This is a genomic window from Escherichia sp. MOD1-EC6300 (assembly GCF_002965045.1).
Classification (GTDB): domain Bacteria; phylum Pseudomonadota; class Gammaproteobacteria; order Enterobacterales; family Enterobacteriaceae; genus Escherichia; species Escherichia coli_F.
Genome location: NZ_PTRH01000005.1, coordinates 95,456 through 111,661, shown reverse-complemented (window position 1 = coordinate 111,661; position 16,206 = coordinate 95,456). Strand labels below are relative to the sequence as shown.

The window sequence follows — 16,206 nt, the reverse complement described above, 5'->3', positions numbered from 1 at the left end:
CAACCTCTCTATAAAAAAGGTGCTACGGCACCTTTTTTATTGTCTGAGAACAGAGATACGGCTAATAACCGTATCTCTTGACAGAGTGAGTATATGCACATAAATTAATCATTCGGTTGATAGCCGTATTATGCATGAGATCGACTCCCTACGATTTCATTCAGTTAATCAAAGAGGTCATAATGCCTGGAAAAACAGTCGCTCTACCCGATATCGATAAAACGCTGAAAAATGCGCGGGTTGAACTCAAAACCAGTCCCGACGCCAAAAACAAACTTCGTGAAGCTGCGCAAGCCGTTGGGGTAGATTTAAGCGCTTTTATTTTGAGCGCAGCTATGGAACGCGCCGAAAGTGTGCTTGATAACCAACGTCGCCGTGAGCTTTCGAATCAAAGCTGGGAACTGATGAACCAACTCATCGCTGAACCTGCTCAACCGACGCTCGCCCTCAAGGCGTTAATGAAAAGGAAAAACAGCGATGGTCGACAAGCATGAAGAGATTACTCTGCCCATAGTCCTCTCCTGTAATTATCAGTCTGATATTACTTATCCTGGGCAAAAACAGTTTGATTGCGGTAACCCTGTTATCGATAAATTTGTACGCGCATCGCTAAAGAAAAGTGTGCGTAATAGCGACTGTGCTGCTAAAGCACTTATTGACAGACAAAGTGGTGAACTGATTGGCATCTGTACTTTTACGGCATATTCGCTGGAAAAACAACGCGTTTCTGGCGTCCTTCAGGGTTCACAACCTTCAGAGATTGGTGTTGTCAGATTAGTCATGTTAGGGGTAGCGCGGAAATATCAAAAGCGGGGCTTTGGTCAGGACCTACTATGTGATTTTTTTGAACATGTAAAAATAATTCACCGGGCATTACCAATTAAAGGGGTTTATCTTGATGCTGACCCTGCCGCCATTAACTTTTATACTCGTCTCGGCTTTGTTCAGCTTTCAGCGAGGCCCAATGTTTTCGGTGCTGTACCGATGTTTTTAGCGATTCAGCATATTCTCGCGGCTTAGATTATTATCGCCTCCGGCCATGGCAAGTTTTGCCTCAGCCGGGGACTGAGCAGCGTTACCACTTTTGTTCAATTGCCCCCGCTTTCATCAGGTCCACATCCTTGCCTTTAATGGTTGCCGTTGCGGCAACCATTGTGGTCCTTATTGCTGCACAAGATTTTCGTTCAAATTCCGGTTTATAAAGAATAAGCAACGAATTACTGGTAAATGAATCAAGCCGGTAATCTGTAAAGTTAATATCCAGTCGGTTTAAGCCGAAAGGTGCAAAGCCGACCGTTTGAATAGTTTCCTTACCTGACGGACTCTTGATGTTGTACGTAACACGAAGATTGGCCACTTCGCCTAATTTATTGGTTTTGGCAAAGAGGCTATCCATGCAGGAAAAACCTTTATCTAAAAAATTATCCCGCATTCCAGAACGGGTAATCGTGATCACAGGTAACGTATCGTCAACCGTTTTTCTGTCAATCATATCTTTTCGACAGGTGGCCATAAAGTCTTCCGGACCAGTATAAATGTGAACACCCTTATCAAGATATTCTTTCGCTTTACTACAATCCACCTCGACATACTGACCATTGGCGTACATCATGCCCAACCTGGACCATGCTAAATTCACACCGCGTTGCGTAGCCTGATTAAATAACGCATACGCTTTGGCATAATCCACCCGCACCTGTTCACCTTCGTAGTAGATATCCCCCAGCGCTAACGGAGCTTCTTCATCACCTTGTTTAGCGGCTAACTCGAACCATTTAATGGCTTCCTGAACGTTGGGTTTGGTATCGTAGCGGGGCTGATAATATTCCCAGCCTAACAGGCTTTGCGCGTCGACATCCCCCGACTCAGCCATTTTATACAGTGTCCTTATCACATCGGGGGCAGGCTTTTCACTGTATATGCTGTCATACAATTCATGCGCTTTCTCGCTTGCCAGTGAACCTTGTGAGGCAATTAATAAAATAGCCAATAAACTCTTTTCATTTAACATAAATAACCTTTATGCATCCATCACTATATTTTTCAATAAACCTAACCACCAAACATCCACTTCATGAATAAATACACAGCCATAACAACCTCAGGTAATAAGTAAACATTTAAGCTGAAGCAGAATAACCAGCACCTCCAACACCTCTATTTATTGCGATAAAATAACACCATCCTTTAATAAAAAATCACACGCTCATCAACAAATCCGAAAATAATATCATTCGTGGCAGGATAAAATCAGGCGAGCTTTTCATTTGTTATATTTAACGCACAAAGTATTAATGGCAAGAATACGAGGGAAGCGCATGCCTGACGTAAAAATCACGCTCTTATGTAATATTTACTCATTAACACTCTGTTTACCCAACATGCGCTCCGCACTACACTATGTGGGCAATTTTTTAAGAGGTGGTAATGAACGATTATAAAATGACGCCAGGTGAGCGGCGCGCGACCTGGGGTTTAGGGACCGTATTTTCATTGCGCATGCTGGGCATGTTTATGGTACTGCCGGTTCTAACTACGTACGGTATGGCACTGCAAGGTGCCAGTGAAGCATTAATCGGTATTGCCATTGGTATTTATGGCCTGACTCAGGCCGTTTTTCAGATTCCGTTTGGCCTGCTCTCAGACCGTATTGGTCGCAAACCATTAATTGTCGGCGGGCTGGCGGTGTTTGCTGCCGGTAGTGTTATCGCTGCGCTTTCCGACTCAATCTGGGGAATTATTCTGGGCCGGGCGTTACAAGGTTCTGGAGCGATTGCCGCTGCCGTTATGGCGCTACTTTCTGATCTCACGCGCGAACAAAACCGCACCAAAGCGATGGCGTTTATCGGCGTGAGTTTTGGCATTACCTTCGCCATTGCGATGGTACTTGGCCCTATCATCACTCACAAACTTGGACTGCACGCGCTGTTCTGGATGATCGCTATTCTGGCAACGACCGGTATTGCGTTGACCATTTGGGTTGTGCCCAACAGCAGCACGCACGTACTTAATCGTGAGTCCGGAATGGTGAAAGGCAGTTTCAGCAAAGTGCTGGCAGAACCGCGACTGCTGAAACTCAACTTCGGCATTATGTGTCTGCACATGCTGCTGATGTCGACGTTTGTTGCCCTGCCCGGACAGTTGGCTGATGCGGGGTTCCCGGCGGCTGAGCACTGGAAGGTCTATCTGGCGACGATGTTAATCGCCTTTGGCTCGGTTGTGCCTTTCATTATCTACGCGGAAGTTAAGCGCAAAATGAAGCAAGTCTTTGTCTTCTGCGTCGGGCTGATCGTGGTTGCGGAAATTGTGTTGTGGAACGCACAAACGCAGTTCTGGCAACTGGTGGTCGGCGTGCAGCTTTTCTTTGTGGCGTTTAATTTGATGGAAGCCCTCCTCCCCTCGCTTATCAGTAAAGAGTCGCCAGCCGGTTACAAAGGTACGGCGATGGGCGTTTACTCCACCAGCCAGTTTCTTGGCGTGGCCATTGGCGGTTCGCTGGGTGGCTGGATTGACGGCATGTTTGACGGTCAGGGCGTATTTCTCGCTGGCGCAATGCTGGCCGCTGTGTGGCTGGCTGTCGCCAGTACCATGAAAGAACCGCCGTATGTAAGCAGTTTGCGCATTGAAATCCCATCGGACATTGCCGCAAACGAGGCGTTAAAAGTGCGTTTGCTGGAAACTGCGGGTGTCAAAGAAGTGTTGATTGCAGAAGAAGAACATTCGGCTTACGTGAAAATCGACAGCAAAGTGACGAATCGCTTTGAAGTTGAACAGGCAATTCGTCAGGCATAAAAAACGAGGCGAATTGCCTGTTGCGCTACGCTTTTCAGGCCTACAAAGTTCCTGAGTGACAAATCTTTGTAGGCCAAATCAGGCGTTCATGCCGCATCTGACATGAACAAAGCGCAGGTTGTCGCGATTAATCGCGGAAGTTTTTGAACTGGAACGGCTGACCCAGATCGCCACCACGTACCATCGCCATGACAGCCTGCAAATCATCACGAGATTTGCCCGTCACACGGATCTCATCGCCCTGAATTTGCGCCTGCACTTTCAGTTTGCTGTCTTTGATCATCTTGACGATTTTCTTCTGGGTCGCGCTTTCAATGCCCTGTTTCAGTTTCGCTTCCACAAACCAGGTTTTACCGCTATGAACGATATTTTCCGGTACATCCAGCGAACTGCCTTCAATGCCGCGCTTCAGTAGCTTGGCACGCAGAATATCCAGCAACTGATTGACCTGGAAGTCGGACTCGCTCAACACTTTGATGGTTTTGCTGGCGTCGTTCAGCTCAAATGAGGCTTCAACGTTACGGAAGTCAAAACGGGACTCCACTTCGCGGCTCGCGTTATCGACCGCGTTTCGTGCTTCCTGAAGATCAACTTCAGAGACAATATCGAAAGATGGCATCTTTTCCTCTCCCTTCATTTTTGATGCGAAGCATAATACCTGCAAAGTTAAATAACCGACAGTCCTGCACCAGGACGTATCCCTTAATTGTGCATAGTCGCAACAGCATGCACAATTAAGGGATAGCCTTATTGAACACCCGGAGTGGTTGCGGGTGAGGAGGAACAATGAAAATTACCGTATTGGGATGCGGTGCCTTAGGGCAATTATGGCTTACAGCACTTTGCAAACAGGGTCACGACGTTCAGGGCTGGCTGCGCGTACCGCAACCTTATTGTAGCGTGAATCTGGTTGAAACCGACGGTTCGATATTTAATGAGTCTCTGACCGCCAACGATCCCGATTTTCTCGCCACCAGCGATCTGCTCCTGGTGACGCTGAAAGCATGGCAGGTTTCCGATGCCGTCAAAAGCCTCGCGTCCACACTGCCTGTAACCACGCCAATACTGTTAATTCATAACGGCATGGGCACCATCGAAGAGTTGCAAAACATTCAGCAGCCATTACTGATGGGCACCACCACTCATGCCGCCCGCCGCGACGGCAATGTCATTATTCATGTGGCAAACGGTATCACGCATATTGGCCCGGCACGGCAACAGGATGGCGATTACAGTTATCTGGCGGATATTTTGCAAACCGTGTTACCTGACGTCGCGTGGCATAACAATATTCGCGCCGAGCTGTGGCGCAAGCTGGCAGTCAACTGTGTGATTAATCTACTGACCGCCATCTGGAATTGCCCGAATGGTGAATTACGTCATCATCCGCAAGAAATTATGCAGATATGCGAAGAAGTCGCGGCGGTGATCGAACGCGAAGGGCATCATACTTCAGCGGAAGATTTGCGTGATTATGTTATGCAGGTGATTGATGCAACGGCGGAAAACATTTCGTCGATGTTGCAGGATATCCGCGCGCTGCGCCACACCGAAATCGACTATATCACTGGTTTTCTCTTACGCCGCGCTCGCGCGCATGGGATTGCCGTACCGGAAAACACCCGCCTGTTTGAAATGGTAAAAAGAAAGGAGAGTGAATATGAGCGCATCGGCACTGGTTTGCCTCGCCCCTGGTAGTGAAGAGACTGAAGCCGTCACCACTATCGATCTGCTGGTTCGCGGCGGTATCAACGTCACCACTGCCAGCGTCGCCAGCGATGGTAATCTTGCGATTACCTGCTCACGCGGCGTGAAGCTGCTGGCGGATGCGCCGCTGGTCGAAGTAGCTGATGGCGAATATGACGTGATCGTGCTGCCTGGTGGCATTAAAGGCGCGGAGTGTTTTCGTGATAGCACCCTGCTGGTTGAAACCGTGAAACAGTTCCACCGTTCCGGGCGTATCGTCGCGGCTATTTGCGCCGCACCAGCCACCGTGCTGGTGCCTCATGATATCTTCCCGATTGGCAATATGACCGGCTTCCCGACGTTGAAAGACAAAATTCCTGCTGAACAATGGCAGGACAAGCGCGTCGTCTGGGATGCTCGGGTAAAATTGCTGACCAGTCAGGGGCCAGGTACGGCTATTGATTTTGGTCTGAAAATTATCGACCTGTTGGTTGGGCGTGAAAAAGCCCATGAAGTGGCATCACAACTGGTGATGGCGGCAGGGATTTATAATTATTACGAGTAGTGTCAGATGCGGCAAACGTCGCATCTGACCAGATGCGACGTCACAACCACAAATTACGGACGATACACCTTCACATTGTTAAAGCCCTGCTCGCGCAGATAGAGCGCCTGCAGGCGGCTCATCACCCCGCGCTCACACCACAACAGCCAGGTTTTGTTCTGGTCGAGATCGCCAAATTTGGTGCTCAGTTTATAGAACGGCAGAGAAACCACGTCGATACCTTCAACTCTCAGCGGCTTATCTTCTTGTTCATCAACAGAACGGATATCGAGGATCACGTCGTTCGGGCCGAAGCCGTTGACGGTTTCCACTTCCACCACTTCCTGCTCGGTCTGCTGAGCGATTTCGCGGATATCAACGTTATTCGCTTCCTCAACCACTTTATCGAGAATGCTGAAGTCGAACTTCTCTTCTTCCGCTTCAATCTTCGATTTAACCGCTTTCACCGTCGGGCTTTTGGAGATAACACCGCAGTATTCCGGCATGGTGCGGGCAAAATCTTCGGTGCCAATCTGGCGAGCCAGGTTGATGATGTGCTCTTTGTCGTAAGAGATCAGCGGACGCAGGATCAGCGTATCGGAGACGTTATCAATCAGGCGCAGGTTGGTTAGCGTCTGGCTGGACACCTGTCCCAGCGCTTCGCCGGTGACGAGCGCCTGTACGCCGTAACGTTCAGCCACTTTAGACGCGGCACGCACCATCATACGTTTGAGAATTACGCCCATCTGACCGTCGTCGATTTTCTCGAGAATTTCACCGACGACCGGCTCAAAGTTAATGGCGACAAAACGCACGCGGTGGGAGCTACCAAAACGGTTCCACAGATAATGCGCCACCTGACGAACACCAATTTCATGCGCCGCGCCGCCGAGATTAAAGAAGCAGTAATGCACGCGGCAGCCGCGACGCATCAACATATAACTGGAAACACCGGAGTCGAAACCACCGGAAATAAGCGACAGCACATCTTCCTGGGTGCCGATTGGGAATCCGCCAATACCTTCGTAACGACCTTTAATCAGCAGGAGACGATCGTCTTCAACTTCCAGATGGACAGTCACATCCGGATTGGTCAGCTTCACGCGCGCGGATTCAATATGCTGATTTAAACCGCCGCCGACGTAACGTTCCACATCAATCGAGCTAAACTCATGTTTACCACGGCGCTTCACGCGTACGCAGAAGGTTTTACCTTCCAGCTGATCGCGATACTGAACCAACGCTTTCTCAAAAATATCGTGCATGTCGGTAAACGGCACGTCTTCGACTTCGAGAATATGGTGGATACCCGGAATACGGGTCAGGGCGTCGCGAATAGCCAGACGCTGGCTTTCATCTTTTGCGCGAACTTCGATGTTATCCCAGTGGCGGACGACAGCGAGTGTCTCATCATAGTGCTTTAAAACGTTACGAATGTTCCCGGTAAGGATTTTTATAAAGCGCAAGCGCACAGATTGGCTTTTGATGGTGATTTCCGGGAACAATTTAATGATAAACTTCATGGCGGCAATGGTTCGTTGGCAAGTCTTAAGCGACTTGTATAGGGAAAAATACAGCAGCCCACACCTGCGGCTGCATCCAGGCGCGGAAGTATACCACTAACATCGCTTTGCTGCGCACATCACCTTACCATTGCGCGTTATTTGCTATTTGCCCTGAGTCCGTTACCATGACGGGGCGAAAAATATTGAGAGTCAGACATTCATTATGCCGAAGAAAAATGAGGCGCCCGCCAGCTTTGAAAAGGCGCTGAGCGAGCTGGAACAGATTGTAACCCGTCTGGAAAGTGGCGACCTGCCGCTGGAAGAGGCGCTGAACGAGTTCGAACGTGGCGTGCAGCTGGCACGTCAGGGGCAGGCCAAATTACAACAAGCCGAACAGCGCGTACAAATTCTGCTGTCTGACAATGAAGACGCCTCTTTAACTCCTTTTACACCGGACAATGAGTAATGGACTTTCCGCAGCAACTCGAAGCCTGCGTTAAGCAGGCCAACCAGGCGCTGAGCCGTTTTATTGCCCCACTGCCCTTTCAGAACACTCCCGTGGTCGAAACCATGCAGTATGGCGCATTATTAGGTGGTAAGCGCCTGCGACCGTTCCTGGTTTATGCCACCGGCCATATGTTCGGCGTTAGCACAAACACGCTGGACGCACCCGCTGCCGCCGTGGAGTGTATCCACGCGTATTCATTAATTCATGATGATTTACCGGCAATGGATGATGACGATCTGCGTCGCGGTTTGCCGACCTGCCATGTGAAGTTTGGCGAAGCAAACGCGATTCTCGCTGGCGACGCTTTACAAACGCTGGCGTTCTCGATTTTAAGTGATGCCGATATGCCGGAAGTGTCGGATCGCGACAGAATTTCGATGATTTCTGAACTGGCGAGCGCCAGCGGTATTGGCGGAATGTGCGGTGGTCAGGCATTAGATTTAGATGCGGAAGGCAAACACGTACCTCTGGACGCACTCGAGCGTATTCATCGCCATAAAACCGGCGCATTAATTCGCGCCGCCGTTCGTCTTGGTGCATTAAGCGCCGGAGATAAAGGACGTCGTGCTCTGCCAATTCTCGACAAGTACGCAGAGAGCATCGGCCTTGCCTTCCAGGTTCAGGATGACATCCTGGATGTGGTGGGAGATACTGCAACGTTGGGTAAACGCCAGGGTGCCGACCAGCAACTTGGTAAAAGTACCTACCCTGCACTTCTGGGTCTTGAGCAAGCCCGGAAGAAAGCCCAGGATCTGATCGACGATGCCCGCCAGTCGCTAAAACAACTGGCTGAACAGTCACTCGATACCTCGGCACTGGAAGCGCTAGCGGACTACATCATCCAGCGTAATAAATAAACAATAAGTATTAATAGGCCCCTGATGAGTTTTGATATTGCCAAATACCCGACCCTGGCACTGGTCGACTCCACCCAGGAGTTACGACTGTTGCCAAAAGAGAGTTTACCGAAACTCTGCGACGAACTGCGCCGCTATTTACTCGACAGCGTGAGCCGTTCCAGCGGGCACTTCGCCTCCGGGCTGGGCACGGTCGAGCTGACCGTAGCGCTGCACTACGTCTATAACACCCCGTTTGACCAATTGATTTGGGATGTGGGGCATCAGGCTTATCCGCATAAAATTTTGACCGGACGCCGCGACAAAATAGGCACCATCCGTCAAAAAGGCGGCCTGCACCCGTTCCCGTGGCGCGGCGAAAGTGAATATGACGTGTTAAGCGTCGGGCATTCATCAACCTCTATCAGTGCCGGAATTGGTATTGCGGTTGCTGCCGAGAAAGAAGGCAAAAATCGCCGCACCGTCTGTGTTATAGGCGATGGCGCGATTACTGCTGGCATGGCGTTTGAAGCGATGAATCACGCGGGCGACATCCGCCCGGACATGCTGGTTATTCTCAACGACAACGAAATGTCGATTTCCGAAAATGTTGGCGCGCTCAACAACCATCTGGCGCAGCTGCTTTCCGGCAAGCTTTACTCTTCACTGCGCGAGGGCGGGAAAAAAGTATTCTCCGGCGTTCCGCCCATTAAAGAGCTGCTCAAACGTACCGAAGAACATATTAAAGGCATGGTAGTACCAGGCACGCTGTTTGAAGAGCTGGGCTTTAACTACATCGGCCCGGTTGACGGTCACGATGTGCTGGGGCTTATCACCACGCTTAAGAACATGCGCGACCTGAAAGGCCCGCAGTTCCTGCATATCATGACCAAAAAAGGTCGTGGTTACGAACCGGCAGAAAAAGATCCAATCACCTTCCACGCCGTGCCTAAATTTGACCCCTCCAGCGGTTGCCTGCCGAAAAGCAGCGGCGGCCTGCCAAGCTATTCAAAAATTTTTGGCGACTGGTTGTGCGAAACCGCAGCAAAAGACAACAAGCTGATGGCGATTACCCCGGCGATGCGCGAAGGTTCAGGCATGGTCGAGTTTTCACGTAAATTCCCGGATCGCTACTTCGACGTGGCAATCGCCGAGCAACACGCAGTGACCTTTGCTGCGGGTCTGGCGATTGGTGGCTACAAACCGATCGTGGCAATTTATTCCACTTTCCTGCAACGTGCCTATGATCAGGTGCTGCATGACGTGGCGATTCAAAAGCTCCCGGTCCTGTTCGCCATCGACCGCGCGGGCATTGTTGGTGCTGACGGTCAAACCCACCAGGGCGCTTTTGATCTCTCATACCTGCGCTGCATTCCGGAAATGGTCATTATGACCCCGAGCGATGAAAACGAATGTCGCCAGATGCTCTATACCGGCTATCACTATAACGATGGCCCGTCAGCGGTGCGCTATCCGCGCGGCAACGCCGTTGGCGTTGAACTGACGCCACTGGAAAAACTGCCAATTGGCAAAGGCATTGTGAAGCGTCGTGGCGAGAAACTGGCGATCCTCAACTTTGGTACGCTGATGCCGGAAGCAGCGAAAGTCGCAGAATCGCTGAACGCTACGCTGGTCGATATGCGTTTTGTGAAGCCGCTTGATGAAGCGTTAATTCTGGAAATGGCCGCCAGCCACGAGGCGCTGATCACCATTGAAGAAAACGCCATTATGGGCGGCGCAGGCAGCGGCGTGAACGAAGTGCTGATGGCCCATCGTAAACCAGTACCCGTGCTGAATATTGGCCTGCCGGACTTCTTTATTCCACAAGGAACGCAGGAAGAAATGCGCGCTGAACTCGGCCTCGATGCCGCCGGTATGGAAGCCAAAATCAAAACCTGGCTGGCATAATCCCTACTCCACTCCTGCTATGCTTAAGAAATTATTCATAGACTCTAAATAATTCGAGTTGCAGGAAGGCGGCAAACGAGTGAAGCCCCAGGAGCTTACATAAGTAAGTGACTGGGGTGAACGAATGCAGCCGCAGCACATGCAACTTGAAGTATGACGAGTATGGCAGGAGTGGCAGCATGCAATACAACCCCTTAGGAAAAACCGACCTTCGCATTTCCCGACTTTGCCTCGGCTGTATGACCTTTGGTGAGCCGGATCGCGGTAATCACGCATGGACACTGCCCGAAGAGAGCAGCCGTCCCATCATTAAACGCGCGCTGGAAGGCGGCATAAATTTCTTTGATACCGCCAATAGTTATTCTGACGGCAGCAGCGAAGAGATCGTCGGTCGTGCACTGCGGGACTTTGCCCGTCGTGAAGACGTGGTCGTTGCAACTAAAGTGTTCCATCACGTTGGTGATTTGCCGGAAGGATTATCCCGTGCGCAAATTTTGCGCTCTATTGACGACAGCTTGCGACGTCTCGGCATGGATTATGTCGATATCCTGCAAATTCATCGCTGGGATTACAACACGCCGATCGAAGACACGCTGGAAGCCCTGAACGATGTGGTAAAATCCGGGAAAGCGCGTTATATCGGCGCGTCATCCATGCACGCCTCGCAGTTTGCTCAGGCGCTGGAACTGCAAAAACAGCACGGCTGGGCGCAGTTTGTCAGTATGCAGGATCACTACAATCTGATTTATCGCGAAGAAGAACGAGAGATGCTGCCGCTGTGTTATCAGGAAGGCGTGGCGGTGATTCCGTGGAGTCCGCTGGCGCGGGGACGTCTGACGCGTCCGTGGGGAGAAACCACCGCGCGGCTGGTGTCGGATGAAGTGGGGAAAAATCTCTACCAAGAAAGCGATGAAAATGACGCGCAGATCGCAGAACGGTTAACAGGCGTCAGTGAAGAACTGGGGGCAACGCGAGCACAAGTCGCGCTGGCATGGTTGTTGAGCAAACCTGGCATTGCCGCACCAATTATCGGTACATCGCGGGAAGAACAACTTGATGAATTGCTGAACGCGGTGGATATCACCTTGAAGCCGGAACAGATTGCTGAACTGGAAACGCCGTATAAACCGCATCCGGTCGTAGGATTTAAATAGGAATCCAGGCCTGATGAGACGTGACAAGCGTCACATCAGGCATCGGTGCACAGCTACGACAGAATACCCAGCGGCCAGTGATGACCAATAAAGTACAGGATGCCTGCGGAAATCACCCCGGCGACGATATCATCTATCATGATCCCCATGCCGCCATGCACATTGCGATCAAACCAGCGGATCGGCCACGGTTTCCACATATCCAGAATACGGAAAATCACAAACCCGGCGGCGACCCACTGCCAGTCATTGGTCGGCAATGCCATGAGCGTGATCCACATGCCGATAAATTCGTCCCAGACAATGCTGCCGTGATCATGCACGCCCATATCTTTTGCGGTCTGATGACAAAGATAGACGCCAATACAGATCCCCAGCATGACTACCAGTGAATAGAGCTGCCAGGGCAAAAAGGTCATCAGATACCAGAACGGAATCGCCGCCAGCGACCCCATCGTGCCTGGAACAATTGGGCTTAATCCACTACCAAATCCAACAGCAAGCAGATGCCACGGATTACTCAGCTTAAGGCGACTTTTCGCGACATCTTTATGGCGTGGCAAAATGGTCATATCCTTTCCAGTCAAATGTGACAGGTTCGCCGTCACGAATAAAACAAAGCCCTTCGATATCGGCAGTCATTTGCCCGATACAGGTAAACGGTACGCCCAGATGTCCGAGAGCCACATCCAGCGCGCCACGGTTAAGCTCTGGCACAGTGAAACACAACTCGTAATCTTCACCGCCAGAGAGCGCCCAGCGCAGCGCCTGTTCCGGCTCAACATGGCGAGAAAGCGCATCAGAAAACGGCAGCAATGCCAGGTCAATACGTGCGCCGCAGTCGCTGGCTTTCACGATATGCCCGAGATCAGAAATCAGACCGTCAGAGAGATCGATAGCTGAATTTGCCAGATCACGCAAAGCCTGTCCCTGTAAAATACGCGGCGACGGACGGAGATGACGTTTGATCAAGTAGTCCGCATCTTTAGCATCGGCAACCTGCAAACGGTTTTGCAATATCGCCAGCCCGGCGGCGCTATCGCCCGGTGTACCGGTCACATAGATCCAGTCACCCGGTTTCGCCCCAGAGCGCGTTAAGGCTCGTCCCATCGGAACAAAGCCGTGGATACCCAACGTCATTGATAATGGCCCACGCGTGGTATCGCCGCCAATAAGTTGCATATCGTAATAATTGAGAAGATCAAACAAACTGTCGCTGAAGGACTCAAGCCACGCTTCATCGACGTCCGGTAAGGTTAATGCCAGCGTTAGCCAGGCCGGATCGGCCCCCATCGCTGCCAGATCGCTTAGGTTCACCGCCAGTGCTTTATACGCCAGATCCGCAGGATCGATATCAGGGAGGAAATGGTTGCCCGCCACCAGCGTATCAGTGCTGATCGCCAGGGTCTGTTTCTCGGGGATATTGAGAAGTGCGCAATCGTCGCCAATGCCCAGTTCGACATCAAGACGAGAACTTCTTACACGGTCAAAATAACGGGCAATCAGGGAGAACTCGCCACATGCCATACGTTATGCCTCAGCAGGTAAAAAAGAAAAGGCCGGCGATCGCGGAACGGTCTTCCGTGAATCTACCGGCCTGGATATCACTTTTTGTTAGGGCGAATCACAGGTGCTGCTTTATCGAGTACGCCGTTGACGAACTTATGGCTGTCTTCTGCGCCGAACGATTTTGCCAGTTCGATCGCTTCGTTAATGGCCACTTTGTATGGCACATCGCTACGTTTAGACAGCTCGTACAGCGCAATGCGCAGTACAGCTTTTTCTACCTGGCCCAGTTCTTCCAGCAGGCGGGACAGGTATGGCTTCATCAGTCCGTCGAGGTATGCGGTGTTAGTCGCCACCCCGGCCAGCAGCTCACGGAAGTACAGGACGTCAACATCTTTTACATCCTGTTCAGCCAGGAACTGGTATTCAACATCAGCGATGTCGTTCTGGGACAACTGCCAGGAGTAGAGCGCCTGGACGGCACACTCACGAGCGCGGCGACGAGCAGCAGGTTTCACGGATTTCCCCTTACTAATTTCAGGCCTTGATGGCTTTCAATACATTAATCATTTCAAGCGCGGTCAGTGCAGCTTCTGCACCTTTGTTGCCAGCTTTGGTGCCAGCACGTTCGATCGCTTGTTCAATGCTTTCAGTGGTCAGAACACCAAAAGCAACCGGAATTTCGCTGTCCTGGGCAACATGCGCCAGGCCGTTGCTTGCACCACCAGCGACATATTCAAAGTGGGCAGTGCCACCACGAATAACCGTACCCAGCGCAATCACCGCGTCATATTTACCGGTTTTAGCCAGTGCACCCGCCGCCAGCGGCAGCTCATAGGCACCAGGCACCCAAACAACGGTAATGTTTTCATCTTTTACCTGACCGATACGTTTCAGTGCGTCAATTGCACCTTCCAGCAGGCTGTCATTGATAAAGTTGTTGAAACGCGCGATGGTGATGGCGACGCGAGCGTCCGGGGTAGCAACGTTAGCTTCAATAATGTTCATTTTCTTCCTTCGGGTTCGAGTATGGCCCCGCAGGGGGGCGGATTTTAGCATAATATTTCGTGCGCTGCTTCCCTTTCGAGCCGGGAGATCATGCACCCACTAAATGCAGGCAAACATCCGGGCCTACATGACGTATCTCTTTGAATTTAAATTGGGGGGCGTCGGCTAATTTCTCAAGTCCTGGCAGCGTGCATAATCCACGGGCGTCGTTGCCTAATAGTTTAGGTGCGATATAGACAATCAGCTCATCAACTAAACCAGCCTGTAGCAATGCGCCAGCGAGCGTTGGCCCAGCTTCCACCCAGATGCTATTAATCTGCTGTTTACCCAGTTGCATCATCAATACAACCAGATCCAGATGACCTTTATGCTCTGGAATCAGCAAGGTTCGCACCGTTTCCGGCCACTCGCGAGAATCTTCCTGCGTACGCGCGAACCAGGTTTCGCCAGACTGCTGCACAATACGGTGTTCCGGCGTCACGCGATTTTGGCTATCAATCACAATACGTACTGGCTGGCGGAGATTTTGTTGCGGATAGAGCGCCTGAGTTTGTTCATCCAGTTCAGACCAACGCACCGTTAAGGCTGGATCGTCCGCCATGACTGTTGCGCTGCTGGTTAAAATGGCATGACTTTGCGCACGCAGACGTTGTACATCGCGTCGCGCCTGAGGAGACGTGATCCACTGGCTCTCACCGCTCGCCATCGCCGTGCGACCATCAAGCGACGCGCCAAGTTTTAACTGGATATAAGGAAAGCCGGTGCGCATGCGCTTGAGAAAGCCTTTATTCAATTGCTCGGCTTCACTCATCATCAGGCCGTGGCTGACGTCAATGCCAGCCTGTTGCAAACGATAAAGTCCACGCCCAGCGACCTGCGGGTTAGGATCCTGCATCGCGGCAACCACGCGCGTGACACCCGCAGCAATCAACGCATCGCAACATGGCGGCGTACGACCATGATGGCTACAGGGTTCGAGTGTGACATACGCCGTTGCGCCTTTGGCTTTTTCGCCGGCCATGCGCAACGCGTGTACCTCGGCATGCGGTTCACCCGCTCGTTGATGGTAACCTTCACCGACAATTTCGCCATCTTTGACAATGACGCACCCGACATTCGGGTTGGGATGCGTGGTAAAACGTCCTCGTTGCGCCAGCTTTAGCGCCCGCGCCATGTAATACTCGTCCTGCACGGCTTAGTCCTCCAGGCGCGCGATCTCTTCGCCAAATTCTTTGATATCTTCGAAACTGCGGTAGACAGAGGCAAAACGGATATAGGCGACTTTATCGAGCTTTTTCAATTGCTCCATCACCAGATTGCCAATCATCTTGCTCGGCACTTCGCGCTCACCGGTGGCGCGCAGCTGCGATTTTATATGATTGATTGCCATTTCGACGTCATCGGAACTCACCGGACGTTTTTCCAGCGCCCGCAGCATTCCGCTACGTAATTTCTCTTCATTAAACGGTTCACGCACGTCATTGCTTTTTACAACACGTGGCATAACCAGCTCCGCCACTTCAAAGGTGGTGAAACGTTCATTACACACCAGACACTGCCGACGGCGGCGTACGGATGAGCCCTCGCCTACGAGACGAGAGTCAATTACCTTAGTGTCCACGGCGAAACAGAATGGGCAATGCATACGGCGTCCTGACCAGGTGGTTAACAGAAATCTATTTTACCCTGAACTGACGATACAACAAAGGCGCAACGCTTTTGAGATAAAGGATCGATGCTTTCGCTGCTTTTACCCTCT

The 16,206-nt window shown here is 51.3% G+C and carries 18 protein-coding genes; 9 read left to right on the top strand and 9 right to left on the bottom strand.

Annotated elements, in window-relative coordinates; genetic code table 11:
* Window positions 1-182 precede the first annotated feature (182 nt).
* Together BGE37_RS10030 and BGE37_RS10025 are read left to right on the top strand one after the other, a co-directional pair.
* Window positions 183-494 (top strand): type II toxin-antitoxin system TacA family antitoxin, encoded by a 312-nt coding sequence (locus BGE37_RS10030; RefSeq protein ID WP_001353405.1) that lies wholly within the window; start codon window positions 183-185, stop codon window positions 492-494.
* Window positions 478-1,020 (top strand): GNAT family N-acetyltransferase, encoded by a 543-nt coding sequence (locus BGE37_RS10025; RefSeq protein ID WP_000227787.1) that lies wholly within the window; start codon window positions 478-480, stop codon window positions 1,018-1,020. The genes BGE37_RS10030 and BGE37_RS10025 overlap by 17 nt, the downstream gene beginning before the upstream one ends.
* A 55-nt stretch (window positions 1,021-1,075) precedes the next feature.
* On the opposite strand, the gene BGE37_RS10020 is transcribed toward BGE37_RS10025, so the two are convergent.
* Window positions 1,076-2,011 (bottom strand): tetratricopeptide repeat protein, encoded by a 936-nt coding sequence (locus BGE37_RS10020; RefSeq protein WP_105287991.1) that lies wholly within the window; start codon window positions 2,009-2,011, stop codon window positions 1,076-1,078.
* Window positions 2,012-2,427: 416 nt separating this feature from the next.
* On the opposite strand from BGE37_RS10020, the gene BGE37_RS10015 reads away from it, so the two are divergent.
* Entirely contained in the window at window positions 2,428-3,792 is a 1,365-nt protein-coding gene (locus BGE37_RS10015) for an MFS transporter (protein ID WP_039020794.1), read from the top strand.
* 127 nt (window positions 3,793-3,919) lie between these two features.
* Here the strand turns inward: BGE37_RS10015 and yajQ are convergent, their stop codons facing one another.
* Window positions 3,920-4,411, bottom strand: a complete 492-nt coding sequence (gene yajQ / locus BGE37_RS10010; protein ID WP_001138904.1) for a nucleotide binding protein YajQ — start codon at window positions 4,409-4,411, stop codon at window positions 3,920-3,922.
* 167 nt (window positions 4,412-4,578) lie between these two features.
* Here yajQ and panE point away from each other — a divergent pair, with 167 nt between their 5' ends.
* Together panE and yajL are read left to right on the top strand one after the other, a co-directional pair.
* Entirely contained in the window at window positions 4,579-5,490 is a 912-nt protein-coding gene (panE, locus tag BGE37_RS10005) for a 2-dehydropantoate 2-reductase (protein WP_105287990.1), read from the top strand.
* Window positions 5,453-6,043, top strand: a complete 591-nt coding sequence (gene yajL / locus BGE37_RS10000; RefSeq protein WP_001276329.1) for a protein deglycase YajL — start codon at window positions 5,453-5,455, stop codon at window positions 6,041-6,043. The genes panE and yajL overlap by 38 nt, the downstream gene beginning before the upstream one ends.
* Window positions 6,044-6,096: 53 nt before the next feature.
* Here yajL and thiI read toward each other — a convergent pair whose 3' ends face one another.
* Window positions 6,097-7,545, bottom strand: a complete 1,449-nt coding sequence (gene thiI / locus BGE37_RS09995) for a tRNA uracil 4-sulfurtransferase ThiI (RefSeq protein WP_105287989.1) — start codon at window positions 7,543-7,545, stop codon at window positions 6,097-6,099.
* 205 nt (window positions 7,546-7,750) lie between these two features.
* Between thiI and xseB the strand changes: the two genes are divergently transcribed.
* The 4 genes from xseB to yajO all read left to right on the top strand — a co-directional run bounded on the left by xseB (window position 7,751) and on the right by yajO (window position 11,933).
* Complete coding sequence (xseB, locus tag BGE37_RS09990) at window positions 7,751-7,993, top strand: exodeoxyribonuclease VII small subunit (protein WP_001124935.1); 243 nt, start codon at window positions 7,751-7,753, stop codon at window positions 7,991-7,993.
* Window positions 7,993-8,892, top strand: coding sequence for a (2E,6E)-farnesyl diphosphate synthase (gene ispA, locus BGE37_RS09985; protein ID WP_000347229.1), 900 nt, complete (start codon window positions 7,993-7,995; stop codon window positions 8,890-8,892). Before xseB ends, ispA begins: the two co-directional genes overlap by 1 nt.
* A gap of 24 nt (window positions 8,893-8,916) precedes the next feature.
* Window positions 8,917-10,779, top strand: coding sequence for a 1-deoxy-D-xylulose-5-phosphate synthase (dxs, locus tag BGE37_RS09980; protein WP_105277198.1), 1,863 nt, complete (start codon window positions 8,917-8,919; stop codon window positions 10,777-10,779).
* Between the two features lie 179 nt (window positions 10,780-10,958).
* Complete coding sequence (yajO, locus tag BGE37_RS09975; protein ID WP_105287988.1) at window positions 10,959-11,933, top strand: 1-deoxyxylulose-5-phosphate synthase YajO; 975 nt, start codon at window positions 10,959-10,961, stop codon at window positions 11,931-11,933.
* Between the two features lie 53 nt (window positions 11,934-11,986).
* Here the strand turns inward: yajO and pgpA are convergent, their stop codons facing one another.
* The 6 genes from pgpA to nrdR all read right to left on the bottom strand — a co-directional run bounded on the left by pgpA (window position 11,987) and on the right by nrdR (window position 16,092).
* Entirely contained in the window at window positions 11,987-12,505 is a 519-nt protein-coding gene (pgpA, locus tag BGE37_RS09970; RefSeq protein WP_032183470.1) for a phosphatidylglycerophosphatase A, read from the bottom strand.
* On the bottom strand, window positions 12,483-13,460 hold the full coding sequence (gene thiL / locus BGE37_RS09965; RefSeq protein ID WP_000742107.1) for a thiamine-phosphate kinase: 978 nt from the start codon (window positions 13,458-13,460) through the stop codon (window positions 12,483-12,485). The genes pgpA and thiL overlap by 23 nt, the downstream gene beginning before the upstream one ends.
* A 77-nt stretch (window positions 13,461-13,537) precedes the next feature.
* Complete coding sequence (nusB, locus tag BGE37_RS09960; RefSeq protein ID WP_000801125.1) at window positions 13,538-13,957, bottom strand: transcription antitermination factor NusB; 420 nt, start codon at window positions 13,955-13,957, stop codon at window positions 13,538-13,540.
* 19 nt (window positions 13,958-13,976) lie between these two features.
* On the bottom strand, window positions 13,977-14,447 hold the full coding sequence (gene ribH, locus BGE37_RS09955; RefSeq protein WP_001021161.1) for a 6,7-dimethyl-8-ribityllumazine synthase: 471 nt from the start codon (window positions 14,445-14,447) through the stop codon (window positions 13,977-13,979).
* An 88-nt stretch (window positions 14,448-14,535) separates the two neighbouring features.
* Window positions 14,536-15,639, bottom strand: coding sequence for a bifunctional diaminohydroxyphosphoribosylaminopyrimidine deaminase/5-amino-6-(5-phosphoribosylamino)uracil reductase RibD (gene ribD, locus BGE37_RS09950; RefSeq protein WP_001150481.1), 1,104 nt, complete (start codon window positions 15,637-15,639; stop codon window positions 14,536-14,538).
* Between the two features lie 3 nt (window positions 15,640-15,642).
* Window positions 15,643-16,092, bottom strand: coding sequence for a transcriptional regulator NrdR (gene nrdR / locus BGE37_RS09945; protein WP_000543535.1), 450 nt, complete (start codon window positions 16,090-16,092; stop codon window positions 15,643-15,645).
* Window positions 16,093-16,206 lie beyond the last annotated feature (114 nt).